The organism is Flavobacterium lotistagni (genome assembly GCF_011392125.1).
GTDB classification, from domain to species: Bacteria; Bacteroidota; Bacteroidia; order Flavobacteriales; family Flavobacteriaceae; genus Flavobacterium; species Flavobacterium lotistagni.
The window spans coordinates 104,917-123,871 of sequence record NZ_JAAJBU010000010.1 but is presented as its reverse complement, the minus strand read 5'-3'; the positions used below and the strand labels follow the sequence as shown (position 1 = coordinate 123,871).

Genomic DNA, 18,955 nt, shown 5'->3' with positions numbered 1-18,955 from the left:
TTAGTGCCTGAGCGGCTGAGGCTACTCACATAATGTAGTTCTATTTTTCATTAAAATCCAATAAACCAGCCCGCTAAGGATGAATCCGACGAACCAGGCGTAATTGTACAATCCGGTGACCCATTGCGGAAAAGCTTCGGTGCTCACGGCTTTGATGGTCGTTAAAAAGCCGGGCACATTGGGAGCGATTCCTATCAACAAAGCGAGAATAGCGCTGGTGTTGAACCCGTTTGAAAAGCTGTAGATGCCTTTGGTGTTGTATAAATCTTCAAGTTGTAAAGTTTGTTTGCGGATGAAATAATAATCTACAATCATAATCCCGCCGACCGGTCCGAGCAAGCTGGAATAACCTACTAACCAAGTGAAAATATAACCGGTTGGATCTGCTATGAGTTTCCATGGGAAAATTAAAATCCCGATAATTCCGGTGATATAACCGCCTTTTCGGAAATCGATTTTGGACGGTGCTAAATTCGCAAAGTCGTTCGCCGGGCTGACGATATTCGCGGCAATATTGGTTGCTAAGGTTGAAATTGCTACGGCAATCATCGCTACACTGACCAGTAATTTGCTGTCGAATTTTCCGGCTAAAATCACCGGATCCCAAATGGTGGTTCCGAAAACAATTGTGGTAGCTGAAGTCACCACTACACCGACGAAAGCAAACATCGTCATCGAGGTCGGAAGCCCATACATTTGCCCTTTGATTTGTGCTTTTTGCGAAGTCGCATACCGCGTAAAATCTGGAATATTTAAGGACAATGTTGCCCAGAAACCCACCATTCCCGTCAGTGCCGGAAAGAAGAAATGGAAAAAATCGGTCGTGTTAGCGAACTTCGATGGCGTGGCCAAAATCGGTCCTAAACCGTGCGCGGCGTTGAGTGCCCACAATAATAGAGCGAGCGCTGCTACGGGTAAGAAAATCGCTTTGAAGACGAGTAATTTCCGAATGCTGTCTACACCCAAGTAAACCACATACATATTGAGCAACCAAAACACTAAAAAGCAAATCGCCGGGCCGGTTTGTAAACCCCAGGAATCCGGAAAAATCTGCGGCATCGTTTCCAGTGCCGGAATCCACAAACGCATCATTTGGTATAGGGCAAATCCGCCAATCCAGGTTTGGATACCGAACCAACCGCAGGCTACAATCGCCCGAAGCAATGCCGGAATATTAGCGCCTTTGGTGCCGAAACTCGCTCGGGCAAACACCGGAAACGGAATCCCATATTTGGCTCCGGCGTGTCCATTCAAGATCATCGGAATCAGGACGATAGTATTTCCTAAAAAGATGGTAAGTATCGCTTGCCACCAATTCATGCCGCCTTCAATCAGAGAACTCGACAACATATAGGTAGGAATGCAAAGGCTCATGCTGATCCAAAGTGCGGCGTAATTCCAGGTCGTCCAGCTGCGATTCTCGCTCGCAACCGGGGCCAAGTCTTCGCTATACAAAGCAGAATTTGTATTTAGGTTTTGTTCTGTCAAAGTTTTTGGATTTATGAGACCAATGCGGCGTCGGAAATTTTTAAAGCTTCGCTGATAATGGCCAAACCTTCATCGATTTGGTCTTTGGTCACCGTAAGCGGTGGCGCGATGAAAATATACCCCCACCGCACGAATGTGTACATGCCGAGTTCGCGGATTTTCGCTGCGATCTGATTCGTGATTTTCAAATCGTCTCCGGCTGCGTTATAAGGCGCGATGAGTTCGCCGGTCGCCTTGTTTTTCAACACGTCGAGACAACCCAAAAGCCCGGTGTTGCGGAAGGTTCCCATACTTGGATGCTCCGCTCTCATGGCTTCAATCCTCGATTCTAGGTACGCGCCCATTTCGCGGGTGTTCTCGATCAGGCGGTCGGTTTCGTAGATGTTGATGACTGCCAAAGCTGCCGCTAGTGAAACCGGATGCCCGTTATAGGTAAGGCCGATCATCATCGGTGTGTTTTCGAATTTCTCGGCGATTTTGTCGGACACCATCAAGCAACCTAACGGAAGATAAGAGGCAGTCAAACCTTTGGCCATGCAAATCATATCGGGGATGATGCCGTGGTTTTCAAATCCGAACCATTTGCCGGTGCGCCCGAAACCGCTCATGACCTCATCGGCTACGAACAGGATTCCGTATTTTTCGCACAACGCTTTCACGCCTTGGAGGTAGCCTTTCGGATAATGCAAACAGCCCGAAGAACCGCTTTCGCCTTCAAAAATGAACGCTGCTATATTGGTTTTGCCTTCGAGATGGATCACGCGCTCGACATATTCCAAACTCAATTGAAGTTTGGTGGCTTCATCCAAATTTTTCATGCCGAAGAAGTAATACGGATCGTCCAGGTGCACCGCGTTGGGCATTTGCTGGGAATCGTTGGCGAGTTTTCTCGGGTCGCCGCCGACGGTCATTCCGCCGATGGAGCCGCCGTGGAAAGCGCGGTAACGCCCAATGATTTTATGTCTTCCGGTATAAAGTCTGGCCAGTTTGATGGCGTTGTCGATGGAAGAAGTGCCGCATAAAGTGTAGAAGGCTTTATTCAAATCGCCGGGGCAGATTTCTGCTAGTTTCTTGGACAGTTTGGCGCGGACTTCCGTGGTACAACTTGGTGTAACGAAACTTACCTTTTCCATTTGTTCTACAACTGCTGCGGTGACACGCTGGTCGCCATGGCCAATGTTGACCGACATCAGACCTGAGGAAAAATCGATAATCCTTTTGCCGCCGTATTCATATAGGTAAACGCCCTCGGCACGTTCTATTGCGATGGGGTTGACACTGGCTTGCGCCGACCACGAAAATAGGCTGTAGTCTTTGCTGTCTTTAATGATTTCTTCCTTGGTCATGGTTGCTTCTTTGGTAATCATTTCTTTTTTTATTTGATGTTGATGGGTTCGCAGGTAGCCCTAGCCCCGATTGCAGTGGAAATCTTTTTGTGCCGGTGTTCGGCATAAAAAATTGCAGCGTAAAGCGGGATCAGCTCCTGAAAAACCTGATTATTGATATCTAGCTCATCCAGTTCACGCCGGCCTCCGCGTTCCATTTGATCGTGGATTTCTTGAGCTTGGTCCAGAATTCGATTGAGCTTTTGCCGGTGATGTCGCCCACGCCGAATTTGCTTTCGTTCCAGCCGCCGAAACTGAACGGCTCGCGCGGTACCGGAACCCCGACGTTGACACCAATCATTCCTGCGCTGGCCTTCTCGATGATGTAGCGCGCCATGCCTCCGTTTTGGGTGAAGACGCTCGCGGCATTTCCGTAAGGGTTGGCGTTTTCGATGGCTAAGGCTTCGTCAACAGTGTTGGTTCTCATGATCGAAATGACCGGCCCGAAGATTTCTTCTCGCGCCACACTCATATTAGGAGTGACATAATCGATGACCGTTGGGCCTACATAGGTTCCATTTTCTTTACCGGCTACTTTGGCGTTGCGGCCGTCGACCAATATTTTAGCGCCGTCTTTTTCGGCTTGGGTGATGTAGCTTTCAATACGCTCCTGCGATTCTTTATTAATGACAGCTCCGAGGTTTTCACCGGGAACAATTTTGCGGGCTTCGTCGCAGATTTTGGCTACGATGTGGTCGATGTTTCCGACACCAACCATCGCCGAAGCAGCCATACAACGCTGGCCTGCACAACCCGACATCGAGGCGGCTACATTCTGCGCGGTCATATCGGGAATCGCATCGGGCAACACCATCAGGTGGTTTTTCGCACCGCCTAAGGACAAACATCTTTTGTAATTGGAAGTCGCTCTTTGGTAAACGATTTTGGCCACTTTGGTCGAGCCGACAAACGAAACGGCTTCGATATCCGGATGGTCGCAAATGGCATTGACGATTTCGACATCGCCGTGCACGACATTGAACACGCCGTCGGGAAGTCCGGCTTCTTTTAATAGTTCGGCTATTTTTCCGCAGCTCAATGGCACTTTTTCGGAAGGTTTGATGATCATGCAGTTGCCCAGTGCAATCGCATTGGGAATGGTCCAGTTCGGAACCATTGCTGGAAAATTGAACGGTACAATTGAGGCTACCACGCCCAGCGGTGCATGTTCGGTGCGGCATTCTACGCCTTTGCTGACTTCAAGTAATTCGCCTTGAACGAGCTGCGGTAATGATGTGGCAAATTCAGTGAGTTCTATGCATTTTTCGATTTCGGCTACTGATTCGCCGTAGGTTTTGCCGTTTTCTTCGCTACAGAGTTCGGCGAGTTCTTTGAGGTGTTTTTCTAGCAGGAATTTATATCGGAAAAATACTTGTACTCTTTCTTTGATTGGGGTTTTGCTCCAGGCGGGAAACGCAGCTTGTGCGGCTTTTACGGCGTCGTCGAGGTCTTTTCCTGACGACATTGGAACGGTTGACAGTAAGTTGCCGTCTAAAGGAGAAACGACATTCATGGTTTTTGAAGTAGTGACAGAAACAAACCTTCCGTTGATGTAATTCTGAATTGCTGGGTATTTCATTTAGTTTCTAATTTTTATACAAATAATTAATAAAAATAATAACAATTTCTTAACATACAACTCACCGAAATAAATAGTTGACAATTTTAACAATGTGCTATTTCAAGGCAACAGACCTAGTTGCCATCTGCAACTTCCGGCAACTTTGATTTATTCCTTTTAAAATGAAGCAATTATGACAATATTTTCATTTCAATGTAGATAAAAACAACATTCAACTAAAAATGTTTGACCATCGTGTTAATTTCTTCTGACGCATTTCAGATTGTAGTACCTTTGGGCTTCTTTTGTCAGAAAATCGTGCTATGAAAAAAATTCTCTTGCTGCTTTTAATGTTCTTTTTTTGGTGTTGTTCCGATACGGATCAGGCACAGCAAGACCAGCCCAGCAACCGGCCGTCGATTCCGATTGGCGAAGCAGAGATTTTCAACTTGAATGATTTGCCTAGCATCACAATGGAATTCAAACTCGAACAATGGAATAAAATCCTGACCAACTACGACTTGAACCCAGCCAACGATAAAAAAGTGGTTTCGCGTTTTATTTTCTCCAACAACGGCAGAAACATTGTTTTAGACAGCGTGGGTTTCCGCCTCAAAGGCAACACGAGCAGACGCCGACCAGAAGGATATACAGGCCAATTGCACAACCCGCAAAACCCAGATTGGCACCACAGTCATTTCGGGCTTGACTTTTCTAAATATATCGATGCGCAACGATTCAAAGGGCTGGACAAACTCAATTTAAAATGGGCTAAAGATGATGCTTCGTATGTTCGTGAAATTTACTGCTATGACCTTTTTAACCGTTTCGGTTGTTGGATGGCGCCCAAAGCTTCCTATTGCAGGCTAACTATTAAAGTGGAAGGCGATGCGACACCTGCTTATTTTGGGGTTTATGCAATGATTGAAAACATAGACGAAGTTTATATTGCCAAAAAACAATCTCAGTGGGGCAATGGTGTAGGATTTTTATGGAAAGGTGGTTGGAGCGGTTCGAACAATGCCAATTTTGTATCCACAGCCAGCATTGGTGTGGAAGATGTGAACATCAACCCTGCGCTTTCGGTGTATTATGCCTACGATTTGAAAACCAGACAAGATGAACTGCCTGCTGCGAAAACTGAGTTGCTTCAATTCATCGCCGATCTAAATTCAAAAACAGGTACTGTCTTCCAGAATTGGATTGAACAAAAGATGGACGTTCCACTATTTTTGAGAACTTATGCTGTGAATGTAGTGGTCGGCATGTGGGACGATTATTGGGTCAACGGCAATAATTTTTATTTTTATTTCGCCCCTAATGGTAAGGCATATTTCATTCCTTATGATTACGACAATACTTTAGGCACTTCACAAATCATTGCCAATGCCGGCACACAAAATCCACTCAGTTGGGGCAATATGACACAGCGTCCGCTGATTACTAAAATCCTCGCGATTCCACAATACCAGACGATGTACAAGAATTACATTCGGGAACTCACCAGCATTACCAACAATTACTTCCATTCGATTCGAAGTCTTCCGCGAATTCAGGCGTGGCAAAATAGAATCGCGCCTTACATCGCCAACGATACCGGTGAAGACATGCTCATCGAAGACCGCCCTGCTTCATGGGGCAATCAACCCAATTATCGTTTGACTTCAGGCAACAGTTCCGGCGGCAGCAACGGACCAGCTAATTTTTTCACAAGTAGAAGCAGTAGCATTCCTTGGTAAGCCATAAGGTTTCAGATTTCGTAAAGCTATTACCTCATTCATTTTTACTTTTCCTTTGTTTTTATTGGATCCATTTGTCTTGAAATTTGGTTAATAACCCTGTAAAAACAAATCCCAAACATGGTGAAGTTTGTCAAAAACTTTGCGAACTTTGCGGCAAAATCGATACACATGAAAATAATTGTACCTATGGCCGGACGTGGCTCCAGACTAAGGCCGCACACGCTTACCGTTCCGAAACCACTCATCCCGATTGCCGGAAAACCGATTGTTCACCGCCTAGTGGAAGACATCGCCGGAGTCATCAACCAAGACATAGAAGAAATCGCATTTATCATTCATAAAGACTTTGGTGCAGCCGTTGAAAAAGACTTGATTGCCATCGCAGAAAAACTAGGTTCGAAAGGCAAGATTTACTATCAAAACGAAGCTTTGGGAACTGCACATGCGATTATGTGTGCCAAAGAGTCCATGACCGGACCAATCGTAGTGGCTTATGCCGATACCTTGTTCCGCGCTGATTTTACACTAGACACTACTGCAGACAGCGTGATTTGGGTGAAACAAGTCGAAGACCCGAGTGCTTTTGGCGTAGTGCAACTCAATGAAAACAACCAAATTGTGGATTTCGTTGAGAAACCCAAAGATTTTGTTTCCGATTTGGCAATTATCGGAATTTACTATTTCAAATCGGGCGAAACCCTACGCGCAGAATTGCAGTATTTGTTAGACAACAATATCGTCAAAGGCGGCGAATACCAACTCACTGACGGCCTCGAGAATATGAAAGTCAAAGGCTTGAAATTCGTTCCCGGAAAAGTAGACGAGTGGATGGACTGTGGCAACAAAAACGTAACGGTCGAAACCAATTCGAGAATGTTGGATTTCTTGCATCAAGATGGGGAAAACTTAGTGCATCCGTCCGTAAAAATGGAAAATGCTAAAATTATTCCGCCTTGTTTTATTGGCGAAGACGCGATTTTAATCAATGCTACTGTAGGCCCGAATGTATCGCTCGGAAAAGCCTGCCACGTGATTGATTCAACAATTAAAAACAGCTTGATACAAACGCATTCGCACATCAAAAATGCGAAGCTGGACAATGCCATGATTGGTAGCCACGCCAGCTTTGACGGTAATTTTACCAGCATCAGTATCGGGGATTATTCTGTTTTGGAATAATGATTTGCGGCCATAGACAACTAATCTGTAACAAATAGCGTTATCTGTTGGTATGAAAAAAAGCTGGTTAGCCTTCTCAATGGTGATTTTATTTCCTTTAGCCGTTTTCGCACAGGCAGAACCTGACGCGATTGGGCTTGCCGATGACCAGTTTCAAAATGCCTTTTACGAATCGTTGTTGCAGAAAGGCATCGAGAATTATGACCGGGCCGTCACGGCACTGGAAAAATGCCAAAAATTGCAACCGGATAACGCCGTGGTTTACTTCGAAATGGGCAAGAATTATTTGCCGCAAAAAAAATATAAAGAAGCCTACGTTTCTTTCGAGAAAGCCAGTAAAATTGACCCGAAGAACATGTGGTGTTGGGTCGGAATGTACGATGTTTGTTACGAAACCAAAGATTACAACCAAGCCATCATCATCGTCAATAAGCTAATCGAATTCAAAAAAGACTATAAAGAAGATTTGGTGTCGCTTTACATGAACACCCAACAATTCGACAAAGCGCTCGACTTGATTAATGAGCTCAACAGCAAAGTCGGAACTACTGAAATGCGAGAGAATTACAAACGACAAATCCTCAGCGTGGCCCAATACCAAACTTCGGAAAAAGACAACCTGCTGGAGCAAATCAAGAAATACCCAAAAGAAGAGTCGAATTATATCGCACTGATTTTCTTGTACTCAGAAAGCAATCAGGAAGAAAAAGCCATGGAAATTGCCGAGCAGCTCCAGAGAGAAATTCCAACTTCAGATTGGGCGCAGGTGAGTTTGTTTAAATTCCACCTAAACAACAACGACGGAAAAAATGCCGTGGCTGCGATGAACAAGGTGTTTCAAAGCCCGAAAATCGACAACAAAATCAAACACCGCATGCTCAACGAGTTCTTGATTTTCGTTAAAGACAAACCCGAGTATGACGCTGACTTGGAGAAAGCCATTTCGTATTTTGCCGATGACAAACAAGTACAAGTGGCCAAGGAAATCGGCAAATTCTACCACAACAAAAAAAACTGGAACAATGCCTTGAAATACTACGATTTGCAATTGAAGTCGCATCCGGAAGATATGGAAACCATAGTGTTGCAACTGCAGGCGTATACCGAAAACCAGCAATTCGATGTTTTGGCGAAGAAAGCAACCGATTGGGTGGAACTTTACCCGTCGCAACCGCAACTGTATTATTATGCCGGCTTGGGCTACAATCAGCTCAAAAATTATAAAAAAGCCAAAGAGTTTTTAGAAATGGGCTTGGATTATTTGGTGGATGATCTGGCGCTGGAGGTCAATTTCAACATTCAATTGGGTGAAGCTGCCGCCGGTTTGGGTGATCTCAAGAAAAAGGAGAGTTATTTTCTCAAAGCTGAGAAATTATTAAAAGGGAAAAAATCATAATGCGTTGCTCTGTCAAAATATTGTTCGCGATGGCACTACTGCAGTTGGTCATGGTTTCGTGTAAATCAAAAGCAGCCGTCGTTAAAGAAGGTAAGGCTAAAGAAACGATGGGCGCCGATTCGATTATTGCCCAACACTATCTGAATAACAAAAATTTTAAGACACTTTACATCAAAGCCGATGCGCATTACCAAGATGAAAACCGGAGCCAAAATGTAAATGCCGAAATTAAAATCAAAAAAGACCAAACGATTCTAATTAGTATTCGAGTACTTGGTATTACTATGGCCAAAGCGCTCATTACTCCTGCAGAAGTAAAATACTATGAGAAAATCAACGGGCAGTATTTTGAAGGTGATTACTCGCTATTGAGCCGCTGGTTAGGCACTGATCTGGATTTTAGTAAAATGCAAAATCTACTCATTGGGCAAGCAATTGACGATCTTCGTCAGGGCAGTTTTACATCATCCATCGAAGAAACTTTGTACAAGCTCATTGACAATGCTTCCAACGGCACTTCGAAAACTTATTACTTTGAGTCGGGAAAATCCATGGTCAAAAAACAAATCATCTCTCAAGAAACACAAGGCCGTTCGGTACAGATTGTTTATCCGAACTACAGCCAATTCAACCCAATCGATTTGCCCACGGCGATTTTCATTGATGCGCAGCAACCCAAAGGAAAAGTGACAATTGAGGTCGATTACAAAGCGGTTTCGGTAGATGAAGATTTGTCGTTCCCTTATAGCGTTCCCGAAGGATATGAAAGAATATTTATTAATGAGCCTTAAAACCAAAACAATGACCCAACGCATTTTTAGTTTTTTATTGCTACTGATGAGCCTTGCCGTGTGGAGCCAACCCGCTAGCCAAAAGGAAAAACTCGAACAGCGCAAAGCTCAAATCCTGCGCGAGATTCAGGAAAAACAGAACCAACTCGAAAGCGTACAATCGAAAGAGAAAACCGTTGCCGGCGTGCTGAAAGTTCAAACCGAGAAAATACAGCTCAAGCAAAAACTCATCAACACGACCGAGAAACAGACCAAGTTGCTCAACAACGATATGTATATCAACCAGATCAACATCAACCGGCTCAAAAAAGAACTCGTAACCCTTAAGGAAGATTACGCCGAGATGATCTTGAAATCCTACAAAAGCCGTTCTGAACAAAGTCGGGCCATGTTTTTGCTTTCCTCACAAAACTTTCTACAAGCCTATAAACGTGCGCAATACATGAAGCAATACGCAAGTTACCGCAAGATACAAGGCGAAGAAATTCAGGCAAAATCTATTGAACTGGAAACTTACAACCAAAAAATCGGTGTCCAGAAAAAAGAAAAAGAAAAGCTTATTGAAGAAAACGAAAAAGAACGTCGCGAGCTTGAACGAGAAAAAATCGCACAACAAGAATTACAACGCGCCATTAAAAAAGACAAAAAGCAAATCGTTGCCGAGATCAAGAAAAAACAGCAAGAAACCCGCAACATCGACAATCAGATTCAAAAATTGCTACGGGCTGCAATTGCTGCCGCCAACAAAAAGACGGCCAGCGCTGTCGCCAAAGCCAATCCTAAAACCACCACGGCTGCCGAAACTAAAGCTACTGAAACCTCTACAAAAATCGTCTTGACTTCTGAAGGGCAACTTATCGCCAATAATTTCAGAGCCAACAAAGGAAAATTACCTTGGCCGGTCGAAAAAGGATTCGTGTCATTGCCCTACGGTGACCAACCCCATCCTATTTACAAAACCCTTATCGTGCACAACAGCGGCGTTGAAATCACTACAGACCAAGGCGCGAATGCCCGTGCAGTATTTGGCGGAGAAGTCATCAGTGTGATGGTGCTTTCCCCAGTCAATAAAGCGGTCATGATTCAACATGGAGATTATTTCACGGTCTATCAAAACCTGAGCAGCGTGAGCGTCAACAAAGGCGACAAGGTTTCGACCAAGCAGAATATCGGCCGCATCAGAACCAATGGCGACACCGGAAAAACGGTTTTAAAATTCACCCTATCCCAGAACACCACCTATAACAATCCGGCCAGTTGGCTATTTAATATGTAACCGATGAAAAAAACGACATTCCTGATTTGCTGTTTTTTGCAAAGTATTTTAGTCTTTTCCCAAACCCTTAACGGCCCAGAAAGCATCGAATGGGATCAAGATAATACCCGCTGGCTCATCGGAAACAAAGGCAATGGAACCGTACTGGCACGAAATGAAAATGGGGTTTTGAGTAATTTTGTTACTGGCATCGGCTCTGGACCATACGGTATTGAAATCTTGGGCGATGTGCTCTATACTTGCGAAGGCGGATTCATCCGAGGTTATTTGCTCACTACTGGAGCTACGGTTTTCACACTCAACCTCAACGCGACTTTTCTCAATGGGCTCACTTCAGACGGCAACAATTTTTTATATGCGACTGATTTTACCGCCAAGAAAATTTTCAAGATTGATGTGGCTTCGGTTTCCTTTACTACAATGGCTTCAGGACTGGCCAAAACGCCCAACGGAATTCTCTACGATGGAGAAAACAACCGCTGTGTATTCGTAACTTGGGGCAGTAACGCGCCTATAATGGCGATTGATTTAACTACCAATGCTGTTTCAACTGTTTTAGCCACTACACTGAGCAATTGCGACGGAATTACGCGAGATCGTTGCGGAAATTACTATGTTTCTTCATGGGGCAATAACCGTCTGAATCGATTTGACGCATCACTCACCGGAACTCATATAGTACTGCCTACGGCTTTGAGTAGCCCCGCCGATTTGGATACTCGCATGGATGTGACGGCTGACATCATCGGCAATACCAACGCCAACAACACCATTACACTGACCAATGTCGTACTCCCGACTGCGACCATCGTTTATGGAAATGTGACGCTAACCACTACCGAAGTTTTTGATACTTATCAGTGGTATCTCGATGGCGATCCAATTGTTGGTGCTACCCAGCAAACGTATGTACCAAGTGTTCAAGGTGATTATTACTGTGTGGTCACAAAAAACAATTGCGTAGCAGAATCAAATGTAATTACTGCGCCTTTTTTGAGTAACGATTCCTTTGATTTTAAGAATAACGCCCAAATCTATCCCAATCCGGCTAGTGATTTTATTGATGTTTCTTTTAATGGAAATTGGGATGGAAATTACAACATCATCAATACTTTAGGTCAAGTAGTATGGAGTGCAAAAGAAGATACCGCTGCTCGAAAATCAATCAGGTTATCAGTTTCAGATTTGAAAACAGGGCTTTACATTGTTGAGCTCAAAATAAACGGAGTCATTCAAAAGTTGAAATTTCTAAAAAAATAATCGTCTTGCTAGACTTTGCTTTTACTCAAACAAAGCTTTGAGTTCCGTTGCTTCGATAGGTTTCATTTTTCCGGCCAAGACCAAGCTGAGTTGTTTTCTGCGCAATGCGGCAACGAAACGCTCTTTTTCTAATTCTGTTTCAGGAACTACTGGCGGCACCTCTACTGGTCTTCCCATTTCATCCACGGCCACAAAGGTATAAATGGCTTCGTTGGCTTTGGTGCGCATACCCGATTCGCGGTCTTCCACCCAAACATCAATAAAAATTTCCATTGAACTTTTAAAACTACGCGACACTTTGGCCTCAACCGTTACAACACTTCCTAGTGGAATAGCTCGGTTAAAAGCTACGTGATTCACTGAGGCGGTTACGGTAATTCTACGACTGTGTCTTCTAGCGGCAATACTTGCAGCTCTGTCCATACGGGCGAGCAATTCACCTCCGAAAAGATTATTCAGTGGGTTGGTTTCGCTGGGCAAAACAAGATCGGTCATGACCGTTAAAGACTCTGAAGGGGTTTTTGGCTGCATCGTTTTTTTTGCAAAGATACTCAGCAAACACAAAAAATCCCGCTTCAAACGGGATTATATTTTTAAAGTGATTTGACTAGCAGCCAAGCTTCGGGATTGGTCTGGTGGATTTTGACCATCGCCTCCTGTGCTTGGGCAAGTGTAGCATAACTGCCATATAAAACGGGAAACAAACCATGCTTGTTGGGTTGAATGCGGCGGGCTTTGTAACCGGATTTGAGTAAATCTTTATAAACGTTTTGGGCGTTTTCTTCATTTCTGAACGCACCGGCTACAATATGATAGGATAATTTCTCGGCTTTCACGGTCAAAGTCACTGACGGCACCGGATTCTCAATCATAAAAGTAGCTTCTTGAATTTTATTTTGAACTTGCTTTTGTACGGCCGTTTCAACGATTAATGTTTCGCTTTCAACTTGGTTTTGGTAAAGTTGATAACCCACCATTCCTGTAACAGACAAAGCCAAAACCAAAATCGCTGCATATTTGAGGTAGGAACGGCTTTTTCTGGTTTCTGGTTGCAGTGCAATCGGTTCTTTTTCTGGCGTGATTATCGTTTGCTCGACTTCTTCTTTATAGAAATGTTCTGCTTCTTGTTTGAATTGCTCGCGTTTGATGATTGGCGAAACAAAAGAATTTAAACCAAACGATTCTTTGAGGTAGTTGATATTTTCCGACGGGGTGAAAACCAAATTCTTCTCTGCATTAAGGAACAATTCGCCAATATTTTTGAGGGTGAATTTCTCGTTGACTTGCAAGATGGAATTCCAGATGACTACTTCACTTTCTATTGAAGCTACTGCTTTTTCGTAAGTTGTTTTTTCAATTTGAGCAATATGATTGGCCAATAAACCGTCGTTGTTTTTGAGGTTGGCATTGAACGAAATCACTTTCTTAGGCGGATAAAACGAATTGGTATTCTCGTGTAAATGCGCAGATTGAATTTCAGTCAAGAAAGCACCGAAACCTGGCACAGTAACACACTGGTGACGATATAATAGTTGGGAGATATAATGCTCAATTTTCATAGTGGCAAAGTTATACAATGAGGAGTGCCGGCAAAATTTTATTCACAATTTTTATTAACAATCCCGATAAATTTCATACTTTCAATATTCAAACTATTTGTATGCGCCACGAAGATTTATTTTACGTATTAGCCTTGCTCAAAGTGGAAGGCGTAGGCGATGTAACCGCCAAAAAATTACTCCATCATTTCCCCGATGCGGCTTTGATTTTTAAGTCGAAAATTTCTGAACTTAGAGCCATTTCAGGTGTCGGAGATTATGTGCTAAGAAACCTCAAAGACAAAAGCACTTTCGCCAAAGCAGAAGCAGAATTGCGCTTCATTGAGCAACAAAACCTGAAAGTTGCTTATCATCTCGATGCAGATTATCCTGCGAATTTAAAACATTGTTCTGATGGTCCGGTTTTGTTATTCTCGTTAGGGAACATCGATTTGAACCACCGCAAAATTATCAGCATTGTCGGTACAAGGCAAATTACCGCTTACGGTCAAGATTTTTGTCGAAACCTCATTGCAGATTTGGCTCCTTTAGACCCAATAATTGTTAGCGGTTTTGCTTATGGTGTGGACATTGCCGCCCATCAAGCAGCAGTCGATAATGGCTTGCAAACCATCGGTATTTTAGCCCACGGACTAAATCAAATCTATCCCAAAGCCCATCAAAAGTATGTTCCGAGAATCCTGAAAAATGGTGGTTTAATGACCGAATTCTGGAGCACTTCCAGCCCCGAACGCGAGAATTTTATCCGACGCAACCGCATCGTCGCCGGAATTTCTGAGGCTACCATCGTCATTGAATCTGCCGATAAAGGCGGTTCGCTAATTACTGCTAATATGGCCAACGGTTACCATCGTGAAGTATTTGCAGTGCCTGGAAGAGCATCAGACAAATACAGTCAAGGTTGCAACAATCTAATCAAAACCCAAAAAGCACAGCTTATTACCGATGCTGCCGATTTAATCTATCATTTGAATTGGGACCTGAAGCCCAAAGCCATCCAACAACGGCTGTTCATCGACATGAATCATGAAGAACAAAAAATCTATGACTTCCTACTCAAAAATGGAAAAGAACTACTCGACTTGATTGCCATTGAATGTGAGCTGCCGATTTTCAAGGTTTCGGGGCTTTTACTCAACATGGAACTCAAAGGCTTAATTCGGCCTTTACCCGGAAAATATTTCGAAGCGATTTAACCGCGAAAGCCCAACTTTTCGCGAACACGGCTCAGTACGCCATTGGCTACGGTTTGTGCTTTGGCGGCACCTTTCATTAGCGCGGCTTCAATTTCAGGCAAGTTGCTCATATAATGATTATATGTTTCGCGCTCGGTTTTGAAGCGTTCCAAAATGAGTTCAAACAAAGCTTGTTTGGCGTGTCCGTAGCCGAAATCGCGATTAGCATTGGCGTAATTCGTTCGCATTGCAGCAATTTGTTCTTCAGAAGCCAACAACTTATAGATCGCAAAGATTTTACAAGTCTCGGTGTCTTTGGGCTCTTCGAGTGGCGTGCTATCGGTTTCTATCGACATGACTTGTTTGCGCAGCGCTTTGTCGTCTAGGAAAATATTGATAATGTTATTGGCCGATTTGCTCATTTTTCCGCCATTGGTGCCCGGCACATACATGGTTTGCTCATCGATTTTAGCTTCGGGCAAGACGAAAGTTTCACCCATTTGAAAGTTGAACCTCGAAGCCACATCGCGCGTAATTTCGATGTGTTGCAATTGGTCTTTGCCTACCGGAACAAATTCAGCGTCATACAATAAAATATCGGCAGCCATCAGCATCGGATAGGTAAAAAGCCCCGCGTTCACATCTTCGAGACGATCGGCTTTGTCTTTAAATGAATGCGCCAAAGTCAATCTCTGATACGGAAAAAAACAGCTCAAATACCAAGACAATTCAGCGGTTTGTGGCACATCAGACTGACGGTAGAAAATTACTTTATCGGTGTTCAAACCACAAGCCAGCCAAGCCGCCGCGGTACTATAATCATTTTGTCGGAGTTGATTGCCGTCTTTGATTTGAGTTACCGCATGCAAATCAGCGATAAACAAAAACGACTCGTTCTCCGGACGGTTAGAGAGTTCGATTGCCGGAATAATCGCCCCGAGCAAATTCCCTAAATGTGGCGTGCCTGTGCTTTGAATGCCTGTAAGTATTTTGGCCATGTGTGATAAATTTGCGCAAAGGTAACGGATTTGCTCAAAAAAGAAAGTTGGAAATGTTTACTTTTGAGCAGATGAAACTACTCAAATCGATTTTTTGGATTCTTTGGCGCGTTTGGTTTTACCTGATGATGGCCGTTCCCATCTTGTTGATGCTTCCGATGTTGTTGCTTTCTATCTTGAGGGAAAGTTGGTATCCGTACTTTTTTGTGATGGCCAGAATTTGGGCGAAATTCATTTTGTTTACTTGCGGATTCTACTATAAAATCGAGGCTGAAACTGAAATCAATCCGAGCCAAAGCTATATGTTCGTGGCCAACCATACTTCGATGACTGATATCATGTTGATGCTTGCAGTGGTTCGAAATCCGTTTGTTTTTGTGGGAAAAAAGGAACTGGCCAAAATTCCTTTGTTCGGATTTTTCTACAAACGCACTTGTATTTTAGTCGATAGAAGCAGCCCAAAAAGCCGAATGGAAGTATTCAACCGCGCCGAGAAAAGGTTGGGTCAAGGTTTGAGTATTTGTATTTTCCCCGAAGGTGGTGTGCCGGCCGATGAATCGATTTTACTCGACGAGTTCAAAGACGGCGCATTCCGATTGGCCATCGAACACCAAATCCCGATTTTGCCCATGACTTTCCCAGACAATAAAAAACGTTTTTCCTATACTTTTTTCAGCGGCAGCCCTGGATTGATGCGAGTTTTCATTCACCAATCGGTTTCAACTACCGGCCAAACCGCAGAGAATAAAAAAGACATCAAAGACCTCAAAGAAATGGTGCGAGAAGTCATTTTCAACCAACTTTCAAAAGCATAAAAAAACCCGAACGAATTCGGGCTTATATTAATGCAAATTTCAATAATTAAGAACGGTAAATAAGTGTCAATTAGTGACCCGAGGCTTTAGCCGAAACTGCCGAAGCAAAATTCGTGTTCTACTTATGCTTCATTTTCTTTGATCATCGCTTTGATTTTGGCCTCAATTTCATCAGCCAATTCCGGATTGTCTTTAATAAGTACTTTCACAGCATCACGGCCTTGTCCCAATTTGGTATCACCATAGCTGAACCAAGAACCTGACTTTTTGATGATTTCGAATTCAACCGCTAAGTCTAGAATTTCTCCGGTTTTAGAAACACCTTCACCGTACATGATATCAAACTCTGCAGTTTTGAATGGTGGCGCCACTTTGTTTTTGACGACTTTCACCTTGGTGCGGTTTCCGATTACGTTTTCTCCTTCTTTAATCTGAGAAGAACGGCGAATATCCAATCGCACTGACGCATAGAATTTGAGCGCATTTCCTCCGGTTGTGGTTTCCGGGTTTCCGAACATCACGCCTATTTTTTCGCGCAATTGGTTGATGAAAAACACCGTACAATTGGTTTTGCTGATCGTGGCGGTGAGTTTTCTCAAAGCTTGCGACATCAACCTCGCGTGCAATCCCATTTTCGAATCGCCCATTTCGCCCTCGATTTCACTTTTCGGGGTTAAGGCGGCCACAGAGTCAATTACGACAATATCAATCGCTCCGGAACGAATCAAGTTCTCGGCAATTTCCAGCGCTTGTTCTCCGTTGTCCGGTTGTGAGATAATCAGGTTTTCGATATCGACGTTGAGTTTCTCTGCGTAATTTCTGTCAAACGCATGTTCAGCGTCTATAAATGCGGCAATACCTCCTGCTTTTTGTGCTTCGGCGATTGCGTGTAGAGTTAATGTCGTTTTACCCGAAGATTCCGGTCCGTAAATCTCTATGATTCGTCCCTTTGGATATCCGTTGACGCCCAAAGCCAAATCTAGACCGAGCGAGCCTGAGGAAATAGTTTCTACTTCTTCAACGGCTTTATCGCCCATTTTCATTACGGTGCCTTTACCGTAGGTTTTGTCTAATTTATCAAGTGTAAGTTGTAGCGCTTTTAATTTTGCCTCTTTTTCTGAACTCATCTTTGCGTGGTTTTTCTATTTATGTTGTGCGTAAAAATAATTCTTTTTTTCCCATCAACGATGGCGCTTTTAAAAATGTTATGAGCAATTTTTGACGGCAGCATCTCTTAATTTTTATACCACAAACGCCTTCTTTTGAATTCCCTTTCTGAGCAATTTTGGGGCAAAACAACCCAATGGATAAAGGCTTGGAAAAAATCGGAGTGGAGGAAAAATTGGGTTGTTTGTAGCTTGCCCTAAAATGTAATACTCAAAACTGTTTGGCGTTAATGTATAGTCAAACTTATCGTCTTTACTTGACAATCTGTTGCGGTTTTTCTGCCCGATATGTTAAAATTACACCGGCGATTAGTCGCTTGACCTGCTTAGTTGGGCCGCACAGCGTTGGTTCAGCCAATTAAATTATTTTATTACTTTTGCCCTCCGAAGGCAGCGACCTGTTTTGAAACAATTGTAATTATGGAAAAAATTCTCTCCTATCCGATATCGGCCATCGCTGTGGTGCTGTTTTTTCTGGCGTTGATTGTCTTTCATCCGATACAATGGATTTGTCTGAATGTTTTCGGATACCAAGCCCATAAAAAAAGTGTCGACTACCTGAACTTCATTTTGCTCAGAATAGGCCATGTTGTGGGAACCACTTACAAAGTAGAAAACCGCGAACTGATTCCCGAGAATAAGCCGCTGATTGTGGTAGCCAACCACCAAAGCCTTTTTGATATCATCGGGATTATCTGGTTTTTGAGAAGATTCCATCCTAAGTTCGTCAGCAAAATAGAACTCGCTAAAGGCATTCCCAGTGTTTCTTACAACCTGCGTCACGGCGGATCGGTGGTCATCGACCGAAAAGACCCCAAACAAGCCTTGCCGGTCATTAAGCAACTCGGGGAATATATCGAAAAACACCAACGCTCAGCGGTAATTTTCCCTGAAGGCACCCGAAGTAAAACCGGAAAACCAAAAGAATTTGCACAAAGCGGTCTGAAAATTTTATGTAAATATGCACCGTCGGCTTATATCGTCCCGATTACCATCAATAATTCGTGGAAATTGGTGAAATTCGGATTTTTTCCCTTAGGTTTGGGCAATCGGCTAACGTTCACTATTCACGAACCTTTCGCGGTCAAGGATGTTGACTTTGAGACGCTCTTTAAAAAGACAGAACAAGCCGTGACGCAATCTATTCTAATTTAAAAAAAGTAA

16 protein-coding genes are annotated in these 18,955 nt (G+C 43.6%); 9 read left to right on the top strand and 7 right to left on the bottom strand.

Annotation, left to right across the window (positions count from 1 at the left end; all coding sequences use genetic code 11):
• Window positions 1–21: 21 nt before the first annotated feature.
• The 3 genes from G4D82_RS11725 to G4D82_RS11715 form a co-directional block, all read right to left on the bottom strand.
• Entirely contained in the window at window positions 22–1,488 is a 1,467-nt protein-coding gene (locus tag G4D82_RS11725; RefSeq protein ID WP_207788166.1) for an NCS1 family nucleobase:cation symporter-1, read from the bottom strand.
• Window positions 1,489–1,499: 11 nt separating this feature from the next.
• Entirely contained in the window at window positions 1,500–2,855 is a 1,356-nt protein-coding gene (locus G4D82_RS11720; RefSeq protein ID WP_166337468.1) for an aminotransferase class III-fold pyridoxal phosphate-dependent enzyme, read from the bottom strand.
• Window positions 2,856–2,994: 139 nt separating this feature from the next.
• On the bottom strand, window positions 2,995–4,452 hold the full coding sequence (locus G4D82_RS11715) for a CoA-acylating methylmalonate-semialdehyde dehydrogenase (RefSeq protein WP_166337467.1): 1,458 nt from the start codon (window positions 4,450–4,452) through the stop codon (window positions 2,995–2,997).
• Between the two features lie 305 nt (window positions 4,453–4,757).
• On the opposite strand from G4D82_RS11715, the gene G4D82_RS11710 reads away from it, so the two are divergent.
• From G4D82_RS11710 to G4D82_RS11685, 6 genes are all read left to right on the top strand, one after another.
• Entirely contained in the window at window positions 4,758–6,173 is a 1,416-nt protein-coding gene (locus G4D82_RS11710) for a CotH kinase family protein (protein ID WP_166337466.1), read from the top strand.
• 171 nt (window positions 6,174–6,344) lie between these two features.
• The gene (locus G4D82_RS11705) at window positions 6,345–7,355 is read left to right on the top strand and encodes a sugar phosphate nucleotidyltransferase (protein WP_166337465.1); all 1,011 of its coding nucleotides are present in this window, start codon (window positions 6,345–6,347) and stop codon (window positions 7,353–7,355) included.
• A gap of 52 nt (window positions 7,356–7,407) precedes the next feature.
• Complete coding sequence (locus tag G4D82_RS11700) at window positions 7,408–8,751, top strand: tetratricopeptide repeat protein (protein ID WP_166337464.1); 1,344 nt, start codon at window positions 7,408–7,410, stop codon at window positions 8,749–8,751.
• 29 nt (window positions 8,752–8,780) lie between these two features.
• Window positions 8,781–9,542, top strand: coding sequence for a DUF4292 domain-containing protein (locus G4D82_RS11695; RefSeq protein WP_235924344.1), 762 nt, complete (start codon window positions 8,781–8,783; stop codon window positions 9,540–9,542).
• Window positions 9,543–9,552: 10 nt separating this feature from the next.
• Window positions 9,553–10,818 (top strand): murein hydrolase activator EnvC family protein, encoded by a 1,266-nt coding sequence (locus tag G4D82_RS11690; protein ID WP_166337462.1) that lies wholly within the window; start codon window positions 9,553–9,555, stop codon window positions 10,816–10,818.
• A gap of 3 nt (window positions 10,819–10,821) precedes the next feature.
• On the top strand, window positions 10,822–12,078 hold the full coding sequence (locus G4D82_RS11685) for a T9SS type A sorting domain-containing protein (protein ID WP_166337461.1): 1,257 nt from the start codon (window positions 10,822–10,824) through the stop codon (window positions 12,076–12,078).
• A gap of 21 nt (window positions 12,079–12,099) precedes the next feature.
• Here G4D82_RS11685 and G4D82_RS11680 read toward each other — a convergent pair whose 3' ends face one another.
• The gene (locus tag G4D82_RS11680; RefSeq protein WP_166337460.1) at window positions 12,100–12,609 is read right to left on the bottom strand and encodes an acyl-CoA thioesterase; all 510 of its coding nucleotides are present in this window, start codon (window positions 12,607–12,609) and stop codon (window positions 12,100–12,102) included.
• 62 nt (window positions 12,610–12,671) lie between these two features.
• A complete protein-coding gene (locus G4D82_RS11675) occupies window positions 12,672–13,637 on the bottom strand; it encodes an HU domain-containing protein (RefSeq protein WP_166337459.1) in 966 nt (321 codons plus the stop codon).
• A 101-nt stretch (window positions 13,638–13,738) separates the two neighbouring features.
• Between G4D82_RS11675 and dprA the strand changes: the two genes are divergently transcribed.
• Entirely contained in the window at window positions 13,739–14,833 is a 1,095-nt protein-coding gene (gene dprA, locus G4D82_RS11670; RefSeq protein WP_166337458.1) for a DNA-processing protein DprA, read from the top strand.
• Here the strand turns inward: dprA and trpS are convergent.
• The gene (gene trpS / locus G4D82_RS11665) at window positions 14,830–15,810 is read right to left on the bottom strand and encodes a tryptophan--tRNA ligase (RefSeq protein WP_166337457.1); all 981 of its coding nucleotides are present in this window, start codon (window positions 15,808–15,810) and stop codon (window positions 14,830–14,832) included. The genes dprA and trpS overlap by 4 nt on opposite strands.
• Before the next feature lie 71 nt (window positions 15,811–15,881).
• On the opposite strand from trpS, the gene G4D82_RS11660 reads away from it, so the two are divergent.
• Window positions 15,882–16,625 carry a lysophospholipid acyltransferase family protein gene (locus G4D82_RS11660; protein ID WP_166337485.1) on the top strand — a complete coding sequence of 248 codons (744 nt, stop codon included), beginning with the start codon at window positions 15,882–15,884 and terminating at the stop codon, window positions 16,623–16,625.
• 122 nt (window positions 16,626–16,747) lie between these two features.
• Here the strand turns inward: G4D82_RS11660 and recA are convergent, their stop codons facing one another.
• Complete coding sequence (recA, locus tag G4D82_RS11655; protein WP_166337456.1) at window positions 16,748–17,752, bottom strand: recombinase RecA; 1,005 nt, start codon at window positions 17,750–17,752, stop codon at window positions 16,748–16,750.
• Window positions 17,753–18,211: 459 nt separating this feature from the next.
• Between recA and G4D82_RS11650 the strand changes: the two genes are divergently transcribed.
• A complete protein-coding gene (locus G4D82_RS11650) occupies window positions 18,212–18,946 on the top strand; it encodes a lysophospholipid acyltransferase family protein (RefSeq protein ID WP_166337455.1) in 735 nt (244 codons plus the stop codon).
• The last annotated feature ends 9 nt before the right edge of the window (window positions 18,947–18,955 follow it).

Coding starts and splice junctions, on each gene's coding strand:
- G4D82_RS11720 (WP_166337468.1), bottom strand. CDS start 2,855: ATGATTACCAAAGAAGCAACCATGACCAAGGAAGAAATCATTAAAGAC.
- G4D82_RS11715 (WP_166337467.1), bottom strand. CDS start 4,452: ATGAAATACCCAGCAATTCAGAATTACATCAACGGAAGGTTTGTTTCT.
- G4D82_RS11710 (WP_166337466.1), top strand. CDS start 4,758: ATGAAAAAAATTCTCTTGCTGCTTTTAATGTTCTTTTTTTGGTGTTGT.
- G4D82_RS11705 (WP_166337465.1), top strand. CDS start 6,345: ATGAAAATAATTGTACCTATGGCCGGACGTGGCTCCAGACTAAGGCCG.
- G4D82_RS11700 (WP_166337464.1), top strand. CDS start 7,408: ATGAAAAAAAGCTGGTTAGCCTTCTCAATGGTGATTTTATTTCCTTTA.
- G4D82_RS11695 (WP_235924344.1), top strand. CDS start 8,781: ATGGCACTACTGCAGTTGGTCATGGTTTCGTGTAAATCAAAAGCAGCC.
- G4D82_RS11690 (WP_166337462.1), top strand. CDS start 9,553: ATGACCCAACGCATTTTTAGTTTTTTATTGCTACTGATGAGCCTTGCC.
- G4D82_RS11685 (WP_166337461.1), top strand. CDS start 10,822: ATGAAAAAAACGACATTCCTGATTTGCTGTTTTTTGCAAAGTATTTTA.
- G4D82_RS11680 (WP_166337460.1), bottom strand. CDS start 12,609: ATGCAGCCAAAAACCCCTTCAGAGTCTTTAACGGTCATGACCGATCTT.
- G4D82_RS11675 (WP_166337459.1), bottom strand. CDS start 13,637: ATGAAAATTGAGCATTATATCTCCCAACTATTATATCGTCACCAGTGT.
- dprA (WP_166337458.1), top strand. CDS start 13,739: ATGCGCCACGAAGATTTATTTTACGTATTAGCCTTGCTCAAAGTGGAA.
- trpS (WP_166337457.1), bottom strand. CDS start 15,810: ATGGCCAAAATACTTACAGGCATTCAAAGCACAGGCACGCCACATTTA.
- G4D82_RS11660 (WP_166337485.1), top strand. CDS start 15,882: ATGAAACTACTCAAATCGATTTTTTGGATTCTTTGGCGCGTTTGGTTT.
- recA (WP_166337456.1), bottom strand. CDS start 17,752: ATGAGTTCAGAAAAAGAGGCAAAATTAAAAGCGCTACAACTTACACTT.
- G4D82_RS11650 (WP_166337455.1), top strand. CDS start 18,212: ATGGAAAAAATTCTCTCCTATCCGATATCGGCCATCGCTGTGGTGCTG.